Source organism: Pseudomonas sp. WP18, assembly GCF_036689585.1.
GTDB classification, from domain to species: Bacteria; Pseudomonadota; Gammaproteobacteria; order Pseudomonadales; family Pseudomonadaceae; genus Aquipseudomonas; species Aquipseudomonas chlororaphis_E.
In genome coordinates, this window is record NZ_CP144758.1 from 1,332,896 (window position 1) to 1,349,499 (window position 16,604).

Below are 16,604 nucleotides of genomic sequence, written 5' to 3' on the forward strand. Positions count from 1 at the left end.
TCAGGCAAATTGAGTTGTCTGGTTTGGGCCTGCTACGCAGGCCAACGGGGATAAATCCCTCGCCACATTGACAGTGGTTACCTTGGGAGTTTTTACAGGCCCGGCCCATTCAGGCTTACTTCAACAAATCCTGCAGCGTCGCCAGTGTGTCCGCTTCCTCGACAGGCTTGTCCTTGCGCCAGCGCAGCATTCTGGGGAACCGGACCGCGATTCCGCTTTTGTGGCGCTTGGACAGGGCAATGCCTTCGAAGCCCAGCTCGAACACCAGGGTCGGCGTGACGCTGCTCACCGGACCGTATTTTTCCAGGGTGGTCTTGCGCACAATGCTGTCGACCTGGCGCATTTCAGCGTCGGTCAAGCCTGAATAGGCCTTGGCGAACGGCACGAGGGTGCGGTCGCGACTGCCTGGCGGGTTGTCCCAGACCGCGAAGGTGTAGTCGCTGTAGAGGCTGGCGCGTCGACCGTGGCCGCGCTGGGCGTAGATCAGCACCGCATCGACACTGAACGGGTCGATCTTCCACTTCCACCACACCCCCATGTCCTTTGTGCGGCCGACGCCGTACAGCGCATCGCGTGCCTTGAGCATCATGCCTTCGACGCCCAGCCGGCGGGATGCTTCCCGCTGCCGGGCAAGGTCGGGCCAATCCTGGCCGGTAACCAGGGGCGAAGGCAGCAGCACCGGGCTATGGGCCCGCGCCAGCAATGCTTCCAGGCGCTCGCGGCGTTCGGCCTGGGGGCGACTGCGCCAGTCCTCGCCCTGCCACTCCAGCAGGTCGTAGGCCATCATCACCACCGGCGCGTCTTCGAGGATTTTCTTGCCCAGGGTCTTGCGGCCGATGCGTTGCTGCAACAGGGCGAACGGTTGCACCGAGGCGGACAGCGGCGCCTGCGGATCGAAGGCATCCTCGGTCAGCGGCTCCGAGGTTTTCCAGACGACGATTTCCCCGTCGATCACCGTGCCATCAGGCAAAGCCTGGGCCAATGAATGCAATTCGGGAAAACGCTCGGTCACCAGTTCTTCGCCCCGGGACCAGACCCACAGATGGCCATCGCGCTTAACCACCTGGGCGCGGATACCGTCCCACTTCCATTCCACTTGCCAGTCACTGGCCGGGCCCAGCAGGGCGTCGAATTGCTCCACCGGTGCAGACAACGCGTGGGCCAGGAAGAACGGATAAGGCTGGCCGCCGCGCTGGGCATGTTCATCGGCGGATTCGGCGGCGATCAGCTTGAGGTAAGCCGCGGCGGTCGGGCGGTGGGCCAGATCGGTGTAGCCCACCAGGCGCTGGGCCACCCGCTTGCTGTCCAGCCCGGCCAAGCCGGCCAGGGCGCGGGTGACCAACAGCTTGGACACGCCGACGCGAAAGCTGCCGGTGATGAGCTTGATGCACAGCATCAGGCTCGGTCGGTCCAGTTGCGCCCACAACGCCGGCAAGCGTTGCGCCAGCACCTCCGGGGTTTCGCCGCGCAATGGCAGCAGTTTGCGTTCGATCCACGAGGCCAGGCCTTCGTCGGAAAGGTGGGGCGACTCCGGCATGACCAACGAGATGGTTTCGGCCAGGTCGCCCACGGCCTGGTAGCTTTCCTCGAACAGCCAGGCGGACAACCCCGAGACCTGCACCGCCAACTCCCGCAGGACCTTGACCGGGACCAACTGCCGCGGGCGTCCGCCGGACAGGAAGTACACGGCCCAGGCCGCGTCCTGGGGTGAGGCCTTGGCGAAGTAGTCCTGCATGGCCGCCAGCTTGGCATTGCTGGAGGTGGTGGCGTCCAGGTCGGCATACAGCTCGGCAAAGGCTTTCATGACGCGTCCTCGTCGGCGTCGGCGGTGCTGGCCACGTCTTCCTCGTCGTCGCCGTATTCCGTGGTGAAGCCCTGGGCGTCGAGACCTTGCTCGCGCAGATGACGAACCAGTACGCCCACCGAGCCGTGCGTCACCATGACCCGTTCGGCGCCGGTCTGCTCGATGGCCCAGAGCAGGCCTGGCCAGTCGGCGTGGTCGGAGAGCACGAAGCCGCGGTCGACGCCGCGCCGCCGGCGGGTGCCGCGCAGGCGCATCCAGCCGCTGGCGAAGGCATCGCTATAGTCGCCAAAACGGCGCATCCAGGTACTGCCGCCGGCCGACGGCGGGGCGATGACCAGCGCCTGGCCCATGAGTGGATCGTTCTTTTTCACGTCGCCGGCATAGAGGGTCGGCGGCAGGTGGACGCCGGCCTCGCGGTAGACGCGGTTCAACGGTTCCACCGCGCCATGGGCGAGGATCGGCCCGAGGCTCGCATCGATGCCGTGGAGAATTCGCTGGGCCTTGCCGAAGGAATAGCAGAACAGCACGCTGGCGCGCCCCGCGGCAATGTTGGCTCGCCACCACTGGTTGATCTCGTCGAAGATCTGCGCCTGGGGTTGCCAGCGATAAATGGGCAGGCCGAAGGTCGACTCGGTGATGAAGGTGTGGCATTTCACCGGTTCGAACGGCGCGCAGGTGCCGTCGGGTTCGACCTTGTAGTCCCCTGAGGCGACCCAGACTTCGCCCCGGTGTTCCAGCCGCACCTGGGCCGACCCCAACACATGGCCGGCGGGATGAAAGCTCAGGGTCACGCCGTGATGCACCAGGCGTTCGCCATAGGGCAGGGTGTGCAGGTTGATGTCCTGGCCCAACCGCGAACGCAGGATGCCTTCGCCGGGGGCCGCGGCCAGGTAGTGCTGGTTGCCGCCGCGGGCGTGGTCGCCATGGGCGTGGGTGATGACCGAGCGTTCCACTGGACGCCAGGGGTCGATGTAGAAATCCCCGGGCGGGCAATACAGTCCTTCAGGGCGAGCAATGACAAGATCCATGCAATCACCGGGGTGATGGGCTTGTCAGGTAGAGGCGAGCGCGGGGTGAGAAGTTCTATCGGGTTTGGCGGGGCAGGCTCTTCTGTAAGGTTGAGCAAATGTGGCGAGGGGATTTATCCCCGTTGGGTTGCGCAGCGACCCTGAAAACAGACAACTCTTTGTATCAGGCAAATTGAGTTGTCTGGTTTGGGCCTGCTGCGCAGTCCAACGGGGATAAATCCCCTCGCCACAGTGAGGTGCAGTGCCGCTATTTGCCCGGCACCAAGGTCAACCGCGTCTTGCCGTACGCCCGGTCGAAGTTCTGCGGTTGCAGCGGCAGGTTCTGGTACTGGCCCTTGATCCACGGGTCGATGCCATTGAGGTAGTTCGGGCTCGCCGGGTTGCCGGATTGACCGGCGCCGTCCTGGACCATCAACGGTTCAGGCTGGCCGAAGTCCACGATCAGCCTCATGGCTGGGGCCACGGCGGTGTTGAAGTCCTGTCCCCAGGCGAACGCCGCGGTGTTGAGCGTGGTGGCATCGCCGCCTGCCGCTACCGGGCCACGCACGACCTGGCCGCTGCTGTTTTTCCACGCGTAGCTGTGCAGCTTGCCCCACTGCCAGGCCTGGTGAGCACCGCCCAGTTGGCTGTCACCGGCGCTGATGGCCGCCGCCAGGCTGCGGGCGAGGATGAGCGCCTTGTCTTCTTTCTGCGGTGTGCGCACGTCGTCCCAGAACGGACTGTCCTCGCGCCCCAGCAGGTGATCGGCCTGGGCGGCGTAGGACAGTTGGCCGTTGGCAATCAGCGCTTTCCACGCCGGGCTGCTGTCCGGGCCCAGTTCGTCGAGGAAGATCTGCTTCATGCTTTCCTGCAGGAACAGCTCATAGATCGCAGCGTCAGCGGACGTCGGGCTGAGGCGGCCATCGAACGCCATCAGGCGAGTGCAGGCTTCGCGGGCCTTGGCCCGGTCGGCCACCGGCAGGGCGTCGATCGCCTGCTTGAGCGGCAGGGCCATGCCGGGGGCTTCGAAGACTTTCTTGAGCTTGGCCGCAAACGGGGTGGTCTGGTCATACTGCATGGCGCTCAGGCTACGGGCGTCGTGCTTGCCCGCGCCGGCCAGCTCGGCCAGGCGCTCGCCACGCTCCGGCGCGGCCCAGGAGTTGGACAACTGCATGCCGTAGCCATGGGGGATGACCCGCTGGTTGGCGGTGCCCAGCCAGCCTTGGGCCGGGTCCTGGTCGTAGGGGTGCAGCATCGGGTCGGCGTAACCGTCCCAGTCGTAGCGCCCGTCCCAGCCTGGCGACGGCAGCAGGCCTTCACCTTCGCGGCGGTTCGGATAACGCCCGGTGACTTGCCAGCCGATATGGCTGGCGTCGGCGAAGACCAGGTTCGCGGCCATGGCCCGGATTTCCCGGCTGGCATCGGAGGCTTTCTCGGCGCTCTGCGCCCGGGACAGGTCGAAGAACGCGTCCAGGGTCTTGTCGTCGGTGAAGCTCGGCGTCTGCAAGGCCAGGCCGAAGCCATTGGCCAGGGCCGGGCCCTGGGCGCTGTTGAGCAGCGGGCCATGCCGGGTCTCGTAGACGGCTTCACGAATCGATCGCTGGCCTTTGATGAAGTAGGTTTCGTTGCGCACGGTCGCCGGCTGCCATTTGCCGTTGACCTCGTAGGACAGACCATTGCCCTGGCGTCGGATTTTTTCCAGGAACAAATCCTGGTTATCCCCCTGCACGCTGCTCATGCTCCAGGCCACCTTGCCGTTGAAACCGGCCAGGATCATCGGAATGCCCGCCACCGACAGCCCGGCTGCCTGGTACTTGGGCGCGCGGATCTGTACCGGGCTCCACAGCGCCGGCACGCCCAACGGCCCATGGCTGTCGCTGGCCAGCAGGCTCTTGCCGCTGCGGCTGCGTTGCGGGGCGATGGCCCAGTTGCTCGACGACGCAGCGCCCAGCAGGTTCATCGCGGCCAACTGGCTGCTGGCCTTGCTGATCTCGCCGAGGCCGGGCACCTGGCCATTGAGGCGGATGCCCTGGAGTTTGTCGGCCTCGGCCAGGGGCAGCGGCTCGTCCGGGTAGGACGGGCTCAGCCAGGCGAGCTTGTCGTGGCTGACCGTCTGGGCCAGCACCAGGCTGGCGATCTCTTCCGGCAGGTTGGCCGACTGGCTGAAGTTCAACAGGCAGAACATCAACGCCGAATCTTCCGGCTTCCAGTATTCGGGTTTGTAGCCGGTGGCCGCCAGGTCCGCCGGCAACTTGTCGCGGTAGCGGAACAGGTAGGCGTTGACGCCCCGGGCATAGACTTCGAAGAAGCGCTTGAGCCGCGGCGACGAGGCCTTGTACAGCTCATCGGCGTTTTTCTTCAGGTTGACGGCGCGCATGTAGCGGTCGACGTCCAGCCGCTCGGCACCGGACATCTCCGCCAGGCGCCCCTGGGCCAGCAGGCGCAGGGTCACCATCTGGCCGATGCGGTCGCTGGCGTGGACGTAGCCGAGGGAGAACAGCGCGTCGTGGAAGCTGTTGCTCTCGATCAGCGGCATGCCCATGGCATTGCGCCGAATCGAAACATTCTGTGCCAGCCCCTTGAGCGGCTGCACCCCGGAGGTGGGCGGGACAGTGTCCTGGGTGTTCCAGGACTGGCATCCGCTCAAACCGAGCACACTGGCCACTGCGGCGGCAACGCCGAGCCGGGGGATGAAGGAAATAGAGGCTGGCGAGGCCATGGCAAAGCTCCTGCGGGAGGGGGTGTCGTCAATAAAGGCGCTACGTTAGTGAGCAGGAGGGGGCCGCGCAAGCGGGGGCGAGGGTTATTTGTTGATTTGGCGATGAAAGCCCCTGCGCGGATGGAACCTTGGTGATTTCAGGGCTGGAGCGGATTGATCTTGTCTGGCGTTGCAGGTAGGAAGGGAGGACGCGCAAGGTGGGAAAGCCCAAATGACCGAGCCAGGGAGACATGGCATGGAACTACGCAACAACGCAGCCTTGATCCTCATCGATCAACAAAAAGGCATCCTCCATCCCAGGCTCGGGCCTCGCAACAACCCCGAGGCTGAGTTGCGCATGCTGGAACTGCTGGGGTTCTGGCGAGCGTCGGCGCGGCCGGTGGTGCACGTTCATCATCTGTCCCGTTCGCCGGACTCGGTGTTCTGGCCGGGGCAATCGGGCGTGGAGGTGCAGCAGCGCTTCGAGCCATTGGCGGGGGAGTGGGTGATCCACAAGGATGTGCCAGACGCTTTCTGCGCCACTCACCTGGAGGCGGATCTGCGTCGGGCGGGTGTCGAGCAACTGGTCATCGTGGGGGTGGCGACGAACAATTCGGTGGAGTCCACGGCGCGCACGGCCGGCAATCTGGGGTTCGACACCTGGGTGGCCGAAGACGCCTGCTTCACTTTCGACAAGCCCGATTATTTCGGCAACCCGCGCTCGGCCGGCGAGGTGCATGGCATGTCCCTAGGCAACCTGCATGGCGAGTATGCGACGGTGGTCAGTGTGCGGCGGATTCTGGACGCAGGCTGACCAAGGGAGGTTGGATGTGCCGGCCTCATCGCGAGCAAGCTCGCTCCCACACTGATTCTGCGGCGATCACCGGATATCGTTTCACTGCAAGATCCTGTGGGAGCGAGCTTGCTCGCGAAGAGGGCAGGCCAGGTCAAACAATGCTGGCTGACCTAGCGCTATCGCGAGCAGCTCGCACACAGGGGTCAACAGGCGAAGAAGTTCTTCGCCCGAACCCTCAAGCCCCGTGGCACTTCTTGAACTTCTTGCCATTGCCGCACGGGCACGGGTCGTTGCGACCGACGTCCTTCAGGGCGTTGCGCACCGGTTCCTGGTGAGCGTGGCCGCAGTTCGGGCCGTGGACGTGGCCGTGGTCATGATCGTGATGATGGTCGTGATCGTGGTTGCAATCAGGGCCGTGGACATGGGGTTGCTGGGTCATCGGGGTTACTCCGCAATTAAATCGGCGGCGATTATCACGCCATTGCGTTCCAGGTGCACGTAGTGGGCGATGAATAGGCCGGTTTCCAGCTCGCCCTCCAGCCGGTAGGGGATCTGTTCCCGGGGTTTTTGAAGCAGTTTCACCACGTCTCGTACCTGGGGCCACAGATTGGTGCGGATCGGCACCTTGAAATAGGCACTGTGCCTGGGTGCTACGGTGAACCAGTGCTCATGCTCGCCTTCGGTCAGCAACAGGTCGCCCAAGTGGATGCGATACGTCAGGCCGCGCACGGTCAGGTCGCTGTCGCCGGGGTTGTCGACGCGAAAGTGCAAAGTGAACTTCTGCTCCAGCAGCCGCGCCCGCACCACCTCGACCTTGGCCAGGTGCACCTGGGGTTCGGGCGCCTGTTCACCTCGCCAGGACGCACAGCCGCCGAGCCCGATGAACAACAACAGGCAAGTGATGCGTAGCAGGTGCGTTGTCTGGGTCATGTCCGCGCCTCTGGTTTATTCCAGTCTAGCCCGCTGGCGAGAGGGGGCATGTCGGACGCTCGTGAAATCAGCGGCCGAAGTAGCCCGCACAGCACTTCTTGAACTTATGCCCACTGCCACACGGACAGCTGTCGTTGCGGCCGGCCTTGACCGGCACGGAGGGATCGATGAAGTACCAGCGCCCATCGTTCTGCACGAACGAGGATTGTTCCCGGTGGCTGTGCTCGCCCTGGCCATCGTGCCAGCGCGCGGTGAAGGTGACAAAGGCGTGTTCCGGCTGCCCGCCGAACACTTCGCTGCTTTCCACCTCCAGGCCCAGCCAGGTGCTGTTGGCGCTCCAGTCGCTGATGGCCTGGCGGTCGAGACCGTCCTGCTGGGCGGGCAGGGTGGTGCTCACCAGATAGTCCACCAACCCCAGCACGTAGGCGCTGTAGCGCGAGCGCATCAGGGCTTGCGCACAAGGTGCCGGGTGGCCGTCGTGGTAGTGGCCGCAGCAGGCGTCCAGCAAGTTGCCGCTGCCGCAAGGGCAAATGGGTGTGTGTGGGCTCATGTTCACGGCTACCACCAGTATTTTCCAAAGTTTTCCGGGTTGGCCCAAAAGCGTGAGTTGAGCCAGTCGGGGACTTGCTTGTATTCAAGCAGATCGTAGGTGAACAGGGTCAGCACCTGTTCCTCGCGCTGGAATCGCTCATTGGCTTGCAGGGCCAGGGAAAAGAAGTCTGTCTCTTGCCAGCCGCAGGCGTTCAGGTCCGCGAGCACGGCGATACGGCTGGCGTTCAGGTTACGGATGCCACCCAACAGGTTCAGACCGTCGCGCTTGGGCAAATGCTCCAGGCAATCGAGCGCCAGGGCCAGGTCAAAACGCCGCGCCGCCACGTCCGCCGGCAAGGGGCCGGGGCCGGCGTGCACCACTTGCGTGGCGGGGTGCGCCTGCTGGAACGCCTCGAGCGCGGGGAAGCCGCTGGCGCCGATCAGCAGCAGTTTTTGCGGGGCATAACGCTCAAGCACGGCCGCCAAGGCTTGCTGGGGCGTGCGCGAAGAAATGGCAACGGTCATCGAAGTTCCTCTGTCAGGGGCACCACGATAGCCTGCCCGGACATCATGGCCTAGAGCGGTTTGCGCTTAACCGTGTCGAACGGTCGCAAACACGGGGCAAAAGTCGCGATTGCGTGAAGCTGGCGCAGATCCGAACTCGGGTCTTTACTCCCCTGAATCGGCGCCATGCCGATCCCTCAAGGAGAACACCCGATGAGCATAGTTCGGACAGCGTTACCCCTGGTTCTGCTAACCAGTGTGTTGACTGGTTGCGCAGGTTTGCAGAAAACCGACTGGCCGATCTGTGCGGCCACCGGTGGCGTCGTCGGCGCGGGGTTGGGCGCCATCGAAAGCAGTTCCTGGATCGGCCCAGGCGCACTGGTGGCCGGTACCGTGGCGGGCGCCTGGTGCTGGGCCCATGGCGACGGCGACGAAGATGGCGACGGCGTGCCGGACAGCCGCGACAAGTGCCCGGGCACGCCGAAGGGCGTGCAAGTCGACGCCGATGGCTGCCCGCCACCTGCACCGGCGCCGGTGGTCGAAGCCCCCGTGGTGGTCAAGGAAGAAACCATCGTGATCCGCGACGTGCACTTTGAATTCAACAAGGCCACGCTGACCCCGACCGACAAAGAGGTCCTGAGCACCGTTGCGACCCGGTTGAAGCAGGAAACGTCCACGACGCAACTGCGGGTCACCGGCCACACCGACAGCGTCGGCAGCGATGCGTATAACCAACGGTTGTCGGAGAAACGGGCCAATTCGGTGGTGCAATACCTGGTCGAGCAGGGCGTGCCGCGCGCCAGTTTCGTTTCGGTGTCCGGTGCCGGGGAAAGCCAACCGGTGGCCGGCAACAAAACCGCCGACGGACGTGCGCTGAACCGCCGGACCGAAATCAGGATAAACCGCTGAAGCCCTTGCCATCCGCGGCTTGTAGAGTTGCCGATGGCAGTCTTTACTCCTGTGTGACCGGTATGGGCCGGTGACACAGGAGCCTTCACCATGAACGTTCTAATCAGGGCCGCCTTACCGGTACTGCTGGCCAGCAGTCTGTTGTCCGGTTGCGCCACCCACAGCGATGGCAGCGCCTCTCTCAATCAACGTACCTGGCCGATCTGCAGTTTGATCGGTGGCCTGGCTGGCGGTGGCCTGGGCGCCATCCAAAGCAGTGGCTGGGCCGCCGGCGGTGCCGCGCTGGGCCTGCTGGGCGGTGGGTTGATCTGTTACGCCCAGGATGGCGATGAAGACGGCGACGGCGTGTTCGACCGCCGTGACCGTTGCCCCGACACGCCGGCCAACACCCCGGTCGAACATCACGGGTGCCCGTTGCCGCAGTACCCGGCCAGCGCGCCTGTGGCCGAGCCCGAGGCACCGGCGACGGAGGTCATCACCCTCAACGATGCCGGCAAGGTGTTGTTCGATTTCGACAAGTCCGACCTCACGCCCGCCGCTCGAAGCCAGCTCGATGGGTTGATGGGCAAGCTGGGCCATGCCAACGTCGCCAGTATCCGCGTGGTCGGCCACACCGACAGCGTCGGGACCGAGGCCTATAACCAAGGGTTGTCCGAGCGCCGGGCCAGCAGCGTCGTGGAGTACCTGCTGACCCAGGGGTTGGCGCCGGACAAGCTCACCAGCGAAGGCAAGGGCGAAAGCGAGCCGGTGGCCGACAACGAGACTGATGAAGGGCGGGCGCAGAACCGTCGGGTGGACCTGCACATCCAGCGTTGAGTGCGCTTCGCTTCAGTGGGCCCGGGGCCGCCGGCTCGCCATGGCGCGATCCGGCGGCCATCGAGCCGCGTTAAATTAAATTTGCCCCCGCCTCTGGCTTATCGCGCGCGCTAGCCGTTACTGTGCGCCCAAAGAATAATGTTCGTCGGGGAGGACGTATGAAGGTGTTCTGGGGGCTGGGCCGCTTGTTGACCCTGCTGTTCTGGCTGGTGGTGCTGGTCAACCTGATCATGCCGCTCGTCCATCCGCTGCATCTGCTGGTCAACCTCGCCGGTGCCGTGTTGCTGGTGCTCCATGTGCTCGAACTGCTGCTGTTCAGGGCCAGTTTTCGGGGCCGGCCTGCACCGGGCCGTGATCGCCTTCGCGTGCTGCTGTTCGGCATCTTCCACCTGCAAACCCTCCCGACCGCGCCAGAGGCTTCCCATGCGTAAATTGTGTCTGCTCGTCGCCCTTGTCAGCCCTTGGGCCTCGGCCCAGGTGCTCCAGGTAGAAAGCCATTCGCTGATGCGTTTGCCCAATACCACCAGCACCTTGACCCTGGAGCGGTTGGACGTGGCCGACTACGGCACGTTGCTGGTGCCATCCAATGTCACCGAGTTGTCCGTTGGCCAACTGCACCTGGGACGCGAAGCCCGGATCGCCATCGTGCCCGCGCAACAGGCATTGGACATGAAGGTGGTCCAGGCAGAGTTGGCCGAGGGCAGCCAGATCACCTCCCGCGGCGCCCCGGGCACCTACACGAAGGCGGCACGGCCGGGACGTGATCTGAATCTGCGTTTCAATGCCTTGACGGCGCCGCAGTTGTCCGTGGATGCCCGTGGGGGTGCCGGTGCGCCGGGTTACGTAGGCCTGGACGGTGCGAACGGCCAGGCGCCGGGTTGTACGTGGGGCGCGGCGGGGCGTGGCGCCGACGGCAGCAATGGCAGCGACGGCCTGCCGGGTGCGGCCGGTGCACGGGTACGCCTCGAATTGCCGAGCGCCTACCCGGCCGAGCAGATCAAGGTGACCGTGGACGGTGGTGCCGGCGGCGCTCCCGGCCCGGGCGGCAAGCCCGGCCACGGCGGCAAGGCCAAGGGTTGCCTGGTCTATACCGCCGACGGTGGCAAGAGCGGCCGCCCCGGCGCCGAGGGCCAGCCTGGGCCTGCGGGAGCGGCCGGCGTGGTGACGGTGCAGCGCTTCTAAGCACGCTACGGATCAAATGTGGGAGCGGGCTTGCTACCACAGGATTTCGTATCCCGGCAGGGATCGCGTTAAAACATCGGTCGCGCCGCGCCGATCGCCACCACCAGCAAACCGATCAGCAGGTTGATGCCCACCAGCCTGCGAATCTTCCCCAGGGCCGCTGCGCCCGTCGGCCAGTCCTGCGCGGCCACGGCGTTGCGCAGCGGTGGCAACTGCAGGGCCTGGATGCGGATGAACAGTGCCGTCATCACCACGTACAAGCCCATCATCACCTGCACATAGCGCGGCGCGGTTTCAAAACCGGCGAAGCGCAGGTGGATCAGGCCTACACCGCTTATCGGCAAAAGTAGCACCGCGACCCAGACCCAAATGAAAAAACGCTGAAACACTTCTACCCACAACGTCAGCCTGGCAGGGCCCTCAAGTGCCGTCATTGCGGCGGGTCGCAGGATCATCCAGGCGAAGAACATGCCGCCGACCCAGACCAGGGCCGCCAGTAAATGCAGGGTGTAGACGAGGGCAAAGGGTGTCATCGGGTTACTCCGTTCTGCGCAGGATTCATTAGCGGGGTATGATAGCCGCCGATCCGAACCACTGAAAATTTATCCAGCGTTTTTTAGCGCCCGACATTCATGATCAGCACCGAACTCAAAACCACGATCCAGGGCGCCTATTCGCGTTTTCTCGAAGCCAAGAGCCTGAAGCCGCGCTATGGCCAGCGCCTGATGATCGCCGAAGTGGCGAAAGTCCTCGGCGATATCGACACCGACGATGAAGGCCGGCGCAGTGGCGAGCCCGCCGTCGTGGCGGTGGAGGCCGGCACCGGTACCGGCAAGACCGTGGCCTACAGCCTGGCGGCGATTCCCAGTGCCAAGGCCGCCGGCAAGCGCCTGGTGATCGCCACGGCCACGGTCGCCCTGCAGGAGCAGATCGTCTACAAGGACCTGCCCGACCTGATGCGCAACAGCGGGCTGAACTTTACCTTCGCCCTGGCCAAGGGCCGTGGGCGCTACATGTGCCTGTCCAAGCTCGACATGTTGCTCCAGGAAGGCCAGGCGCAGACCGCCACGGCCCAGCTGTTCGAAGAAGAAGGCTTCAAGATCGAAGTCGATGAGGCCAGCCAGAAGCTGTTCACCAGCATGATCGAGAAGCTCGCCGGCAATAAGTGGGACGGCGACCGTGACAGCTGGTCCACCGCGCTGGAAGACGCCGACTGGGCCCGCCTGACCACCGATCACAGCCAGTGCACCAACCGTCATTGCCCCAACTTCGGCCAGTGCGCCTTCTACAAGGCCCGCGAAGGCATGGGCAAGGTCGATGTGATCGTCACCAACCACGACATGGTCCTGGCCGATCTGGCCCTGGGCGGCGGCGCGGTATTGCCGGACCCGCGAGACACCGTCTACGTGTTCGACGAGGGCCATCACCTGCCGGACAAGGCCATCGGTCATTTCGCCCATTACACCCGGCTGCGCTCCACCGCCGACTGGTTGGAAACCACCGCCAAGAACCTCACCAAGCTGTTGGCCCAGCATCCATTGCCGGGCGACCTGGGCAAGCTGATCGAGCAAGTGCCTGAGCTGGCGCGGGAGATCAAGACGAACCAGCAGTTCATGTTCACCGCTTGCGAGCAGGTGGCCGATTTCAAGCCGGGCGAAGACGTCGAGGGCCGTGAGCGACCCCGCCATCGGTTTGTGGGTGGGGTGATCCCCGAGCACATGCGCGAAATGGGCATCGAGCTCAAGAAAGGCTTCGCGCGCCTGACCGACCTGTTCACCCGCCTGACCGACCTGCTCAAGGAAGGCATGGATGGCGAAGTGAACATCGGCATCGCCAGCAACCAGGCCGAGGAGTGGTACCCGCTGTTCGGCAGCCTGTTGTCGCGTTCCCAGGGCAACTGGGAGCTGTGGACGGCCTTCACCGTCGAAGACCCGGAAGACAACCCACCGATGGCCCGGTGGCTGACCCTGGCCGAAAGCGGCTCGCTGTTCGACATCGAGGTCAACGCCAGCCCGATCCTGGCGGCGGACATGCTGCGGCGCAACCTGTGGAACGTCGCCTATGGCGCGCTGGTGACGTCCGCCACGCTGACGGCGCTGGGCACGTTCGACCGCTTCCGCATGCGTGCCGGGTTGCCCAAGAAAGCCGTGACCGCCGTGGTCCCGAGTCCTTTCCATCATGCCGATGCCGGTGTATTGCGGGTGCCGGACCTCAACGCCGACCCGCGGGATGCCGCCGGCCATACCGCGGCGATCATCCGCGACCTGCCGGCACTGGTGGAAGGTTCGCGGGGCACCCTGGTGCTGTTTTCCTCGCGCAAGCAGATGCAGGACGTGTTCGACGGCCTTGACCGCGACTGGCGCAAGCAGGTGTTCATCCAGGGCAACCTGTCGAAACAGGAAACCCTGAACAAGCACAAGGCGCGGGTCGACGGTGGGGATAGCAGCGTGCTGTTCGGCCTCGCCAGCTTTGCCGAAGGCGTCGACTTGCCCGGCGCCTACTGCGAACACGTGGTGATCGCCAAGATCCCGTTCTCGGTGCCCGACGACCCGGTGGAAGCCGCGCTGGCGGAGTGGATCGAGGCGCGGGGCGGTAATCCGTTCATGGAGATCTCCGTGCCGGATGCGTCGCTGAAACTGGTCCAGGCCTGTGGTCGACTGCTGCGCACCGAGGAAGACCGCGGCACCATCACCTTGCTCGACCGCAGGCTGGTGACCCAGCGCTATGGCAAGGCGATCCTGAATGCGCTGCCACCGTTTCGGCGGGAGATTTCCTGACGCCCCGTCATTTTTATGGTCAGCGAGCCATCTGTGGCGAGGGGATTTATCCCCGTTGGGGCGCGAAGCGGCCCTGAAGCCAGGCGACTCGGAGTGCCAGGATAAACAGAATTGGCTGTTCGGGGGCTGCTTCGCAACCCAGCGGGGATAAATCCCCTCGCCACCAGGGCGGTGTCCAGCCAGCCGTCCTGTGGCGGTTCCCAAATGACCTAATGCCTGAAACAATGCCAGCCAATCTGAAAAGTCTTTGTTTCGAGGGAGTTGCGGGTGCAGATTCAAGGTCATTATGAACTTCAGTTCGAAGCCGTACGTGAGGCTTTCGCGGCGCTGTTCGACGACCCCCAGGAGCGCGGCGCCGCGTTGTGCATCCAGGTCGGCGGCCGGACGGTGATCGACCTGTGGGCCGGCACGGCGGACAAGGACGGCCATGAAGCCTGGCACAGCGACACCCTCGCCAATCTGTTCTCCTGCACCAAGACCTTCACCGCCGTCACGGCCCTGCAATTGGTGGCCGAAGGCAAGCTGCAGCTCGATGCCCCGGTAGCGCGCTACTGGCCTGAGTTTGCCGCCGCCGGCAAAGCCGCCATCACCCTGCGCCAGTTGCTCTGCCATCAGGCCGGGCTGCCCGCGCTGCGCGAACTGCTGCCACCTGAAGCGCTGTATGACTGGCAGGCCATGGTCGATGCGCTGGCCGCCGAAAGCCCCTGGTGGACGCCCGGCGAGGGCCATGGTTACGCCGCGATCACCTATGGCTGGTTGGTCGGCGAACTGTTGCGCAGGGCGGACGGTCGTGGTCCCGGGGAGTCCATCGTGGCCCGCGTGGCCAAGCCGTTGGGCCTGGATTTTCACGTGGGCCTGGCCGATGCCGAGTTCCATCGCGTGGCCCACATCGCCCGGGGCAAGGGCAACGTCGGCGACGCGGCGGCCCAGCGCCTGTTGCAAGTGACGATGCGCGAACCCACGGCCATGACCACCCGGGCCTTCACCAATCCGCCGTCGATCATGACCAGCACCAACAAGCCGCAATGGCGGCGCATGCAGCAACCCGCCGCCAACGGCCATGGCAATGCCCGCAGCGTGGCCGGTTTCTATGCCGGCCTGCTGGACGGCAGCCTGTTGGAAGGTGAAATGCTCGACGAACTGACTCGCCAGCACAGCTTTGGCGACGACAAGACATTGCTGACCCAGACCCGTTTCGGCCTGGGTTGCATGCTGGACCAGCCCGATGTACCGAACGCGACCTACGGCCTCGGCCCTCGGGCGTTCGGGCATCCGGGGGCAGGGGGCTCCATCGGTTTTGCCGATCCGGAACACGATGTCGCGTTCGGCTTCGTGACCAACACGCTGGGCCCGTACGTGCTGATGGACCCGCGCGCGCAGAACCTGGCGAGGGTCCTTGCCACTTGTCTGTAAACGCCATTGAAGGCAATGGGCATAGGAACCTCATGCCCTTTTCAGTTTCCAAGCGTCTGTTTATGTGGCCTGAACACGGCCTTTAATTTTTTCATTTACATCATTTTGTGGATATCCAATGTCATCGAATAAAACCCTCGCTCTGGCGCTGTGCTTCGCTATCACCGGTTGCGCACAAACTCCACAAAATGATGCCGAAGGCGGCGGTAGCTGGTGGTCCTTCGGTTCCTCCGACAAGGTCGCGGCCAAGGACCCTGCACCCGCTGCACCGGCTGCGCCCCTGAAGCCCGCTGCCGTCGCGCCGCAGGCCAAGGCCGAGAGCGCCACGCACTGGTGGTGGCCGTTCTCCTCCGATGACAGCGCCGACGTGGCCAGTAAAGAGCCCGTGAAGCCCGAAGCCAAGGCGCCGGCCACGGTGGCCAAGGCCGAAGCCGAGAGCAATGGCAAGTGGTGGTGGCCGTTCGGCGGCAAGGAACAGGAAACCGCCAAGGCCGTGCCGATGCCCGATCCGAAGGTGACCCAAGCCTGGCTCGACGACTACGAGCCGAAGCTGCGCACGGCGATCCAGGACAGCAAGCTCGAACTTGAGCGTCGCGACAACGTGCTGGTGGTCACCGCGCCGGTGGACAGTTCATTCAACCCGGATCGCCCGGCCATGCTGCTGCCCGTGACCCTCGGCCCGTTCACTCGGGTGGCGAAGATCCTCGAAGCCGACCCGAAGACCGCCGTGCTGGTCCTCGGCCACGCCGACACCTCGGGCGCCGCGCCGGCCAACCTGAAGCTCAGCCAGGAGCGTGCCCAGGCCGTGGCGGCGATTTTCCGTCTCAGTGGTCTGCAGCGTGATCGCCTGATGCTGCGTGGCATGGGGGCGGTATCGCCCCGTGCCGCCAACGACAGCGCTGAAGGCCGCGCCTTGAACCGTCGCGTGGAGCTGCTGGTGACCCCGCAGAACACCATGGTGGCGCTGCTGAGCAAGTACAACATGCCGGCCCCGGCGCCCGTGACGATGGTGGCCGCCCAGGACGCGAAGCCTGCCGCCCCGGCACCTGCCCCTGTGGCCAAGAAAGCCGCAGCGCCAGCGACCAAGAAAGCGCCTGCGAAAAAAGCCGCGGCCAAGGCTCCTGCCAAGAAAGCGCCAGCCAAGACCGCGACCCCAGCGAAGAAAACCCAACCGGCCAAAGCCGCCACGGACACCAAGAAAGTCGCGGCCGCCGATACGCCCAAGCAGTGATGGGCT

Annotated in this window: 16 protein-coding genes; 8 read left to right on the forward strand and 8 right to left on the reverse strand. The window is 64.8% G+C overall.

The genetic code is table 11. The features are described from left to right. Window positions 1–115: 115 nt before the first annotated feature. The 3 genes from V5F23_RS05825 to V5F23_RS05835 all read right to left on the reverse strand — a co-directional run bounded on the left by V5F23_RS05825 (window position 116) and on the right by V5F23_RS05835 (window position 5,530). Window positions 116–1,804: an ATP-dependent DNA ligase gene (locus tag V5F23_RS05825; protein WP_338497751.1), complete on the reverse strand. Its 1,689-nt coding sequence runs from the start codon at window positions 1,802–1,804 to the stop codon at window positions 116–118. Further along, on the reverse strand, window positions 1,801–2,832 hold the full coding sequence (locus V5F23_RS05830) for a ligase-associated DNA damage response exonuclease (protein WP_042731518.1): 1,032 nt from the start codon (window positions 2,830–2,832) through the stop codon (window positions 1,801–1,803). The genes V5F23_RS05825 and V5F23_RS05830 overlap by 4 nt, the downstream gene beginning before the upstream one ends. A 247-nt stretch (window positions 2,833–3,079) precedes the next feature. After that, window positions 3,080–5,530, reverse strand: a complete 2,451-nt coding sequence (locus tag V5F23_RS05835) for a penicillin acylase family protein (RefSeq protein ID WP_123579565.1) — start codon at window positions 5,528–5,530, stop codon at window positions 3,080–3,082. Between the two features lie 235 nt (window positions 5,531–5,765). Between V5F23_RS05835 and V5F23_RS05840 the strand changes: the two genes are divergently transcribed. Beyond that, window positions 5,766–6,323, forward strand: coding sequence for a cysteine hydrolase family protein (locus tag V5F23_RS05840; RefSeq protein WP_123579564.1), 558 nt, complete (start codon window positions 5,766–5,768; stop codon window positions 6,321–6,323). A 217-nt stretch (window positions 6,324–6,540) separates the two neighbouring features. On the opposite strand, the gene V5F23_RS05845 is transcribed toward V5F23_RS05840, so the two are convergent. The 4 genes from V5F23_RS05845 to V5F23_RS05860 all read right to left on the reverse strand — a co-directional run bounded on the left by V5F23_RS05845 (window position 6,541) and on the right by V5F23_RS05860 (window position 8,291). Beyond that, complete coding sequence (locus V5F23_RS05845; RefSeq protein ID WP_003198420.1) at window positions 6,541–6,744, reverse strand: SEC-C metal-binding domain-containing protein; 204 nt, start codon at window positions 6,742–6,744, stop codon at window positions 6,541–6,543. 5 nt (window positions 6,745–6,749) lie between these two features. Next, a complete protein-coding gene (locus V5F23_RS05850; RefSeq protein WP_042732785.1) occupies window positions 6,750–7,235 on the reverse strand; it encodes an LEA type 2 family protein in 486 nt (161 codons plus the stop codon). Between the two features lie 67 nt (window positions 7,236–7,302). Then, entirely contained in the window at window positions 7,303–7,785 is a 483-nt protein-coding gene (locus V5F23_RS05855; RefSeq protein ID WP_042732787.1) for a YchJ family protein, read from the reverse strand. Between the two features lie 8 nt (window positions 7,786–7,793). After that, window positions 7,794–8,291 (reverse strand): DUF6231 family protein, encoded by a 498-nt coding sequence (locus tag V5F23_RS05860; protein WP_042732784.1) that lies wholly within the window; start codon window positions 8,289–8,291, stop codon window positions 7,794–7,796. Window positions 8,292–8,483: 192 nt separating this feature from the next. On the opposite strand from V5F23_RS05860, the gene V5F23_RS05865 reads away from it, so the two are divergent. From V5F23_RS05865 to V5F23_RS05880, 4 genes are all read left to right on the forward strand, one after another. Then, window positions 8,484–9,179, forward strand: a complete 696-nt coding sequence (locus V5F23_RS05865; RefSeq protein WP_042732783.1) for an OmpA family protein — start codon at window positions 8,484–8,486, stop codon at window positions 9,177–9,179. A gap of 90 nt (window positions 9,180–9,269) precedes the next feature. Further along, a complete protein-coding gene (locus V5F23_RS05870) occupies window positions 9,270–9,995 on the forward strand; it encodes an OmpA family protein (RefSeq protein ID WP_047736972.1) in 726 nt (241 codons plus the stop codon). Between the two features lie 158 nt (window positions 9,996–10,153). Beyond that, a complete protein-coding gene (locus tag V5F23_RS05875; RefSeq protein ID WP_042731893.1) occupies window positions 10,154–10,426 on the forward strand; it encodes a DUF1145 domain-containing protein in 273 nt (90 codons plus the stop codon). Beyond that, window positions 10,419–11,177, forward strand: coding sequence for a collagen-like protein (locus V5F23_RS05880; protein WP_123579562.1), 759 nt, complete (start codon window positions 10,419–10,421; stop codon window positions 11,175–11,177). Before V5F23_RS05875 ends, V5F23_RS05880 begins: the two co-directional genes overlap by 8 nt. A gap of 68 nt (window positions 11,178–11,245) precedes the next feature. On the opposite strand, the gene V5F23_RS05885 is transcribed toward V5F23_RS05880, so the two are convergent. After that, the gene (locus V5F23_RS05885; protein ID WP_042731891.1) at window positions 11,246–11,710 is read right to left on the reverse strand and encodes a DUF2269 family protein; all 465 of its coding nucleotides are present in this window, start codon (window positions 11,708–11,710) and stop codon (window positions 11,246–11,248) included. A gap of 99 nt (window positions 11,711–11,809) precedes the next feature. On the opposite strand from V5F23_RS05885, the gene dinG reads away from it, so the two are divergent. The 3 genes from dinG (at window position 11,810) to V5F23_RS05900 (ending at window position 16,598) form a co-directional block, all read left to right on the forward strand. Beyond that, window positions 11,810–13,954, forward strand: a complete 2,145-nt coding sequence (dinG, locus tag V5F23_RS05890) for an ATP-dependent DNA helicase DinG (RefSeq protein WP_042731890.1) — start codon at window positions 11,810–11,812, stop codon at window positions 13,952–13,954. A gap of 267 nt (window positions 13,955–14,221) precedes the next feature. Next, window positions 14,222–15,367, forward strand: a complete 1,146-nt coding sequence (locus V5F23_RS05895; RefSeq protein ID WP_053147513.1) for a serine hydrolase domain-containing protein — start codon at window positions 14,222–14,224, stop codon at window positions 15,365–15,367. A gap of 118 nt (window positions 15,368–15,485) precedes the next feature. After that, window positions 15,486–16,598 carry an OmpA family protein gene (locus V5F23_RS05900; protein WP_042731888.1) on the forward strand — a complete coding sequence of 371 codons (1,113 nt, stop codon included), beginning with the start codon at window positions 15,486–15,488 and terminating at the stop codon, window positions 16,596–16,598. Window positions 16,599–16,604: the final 6 nt, after the last annotated feature.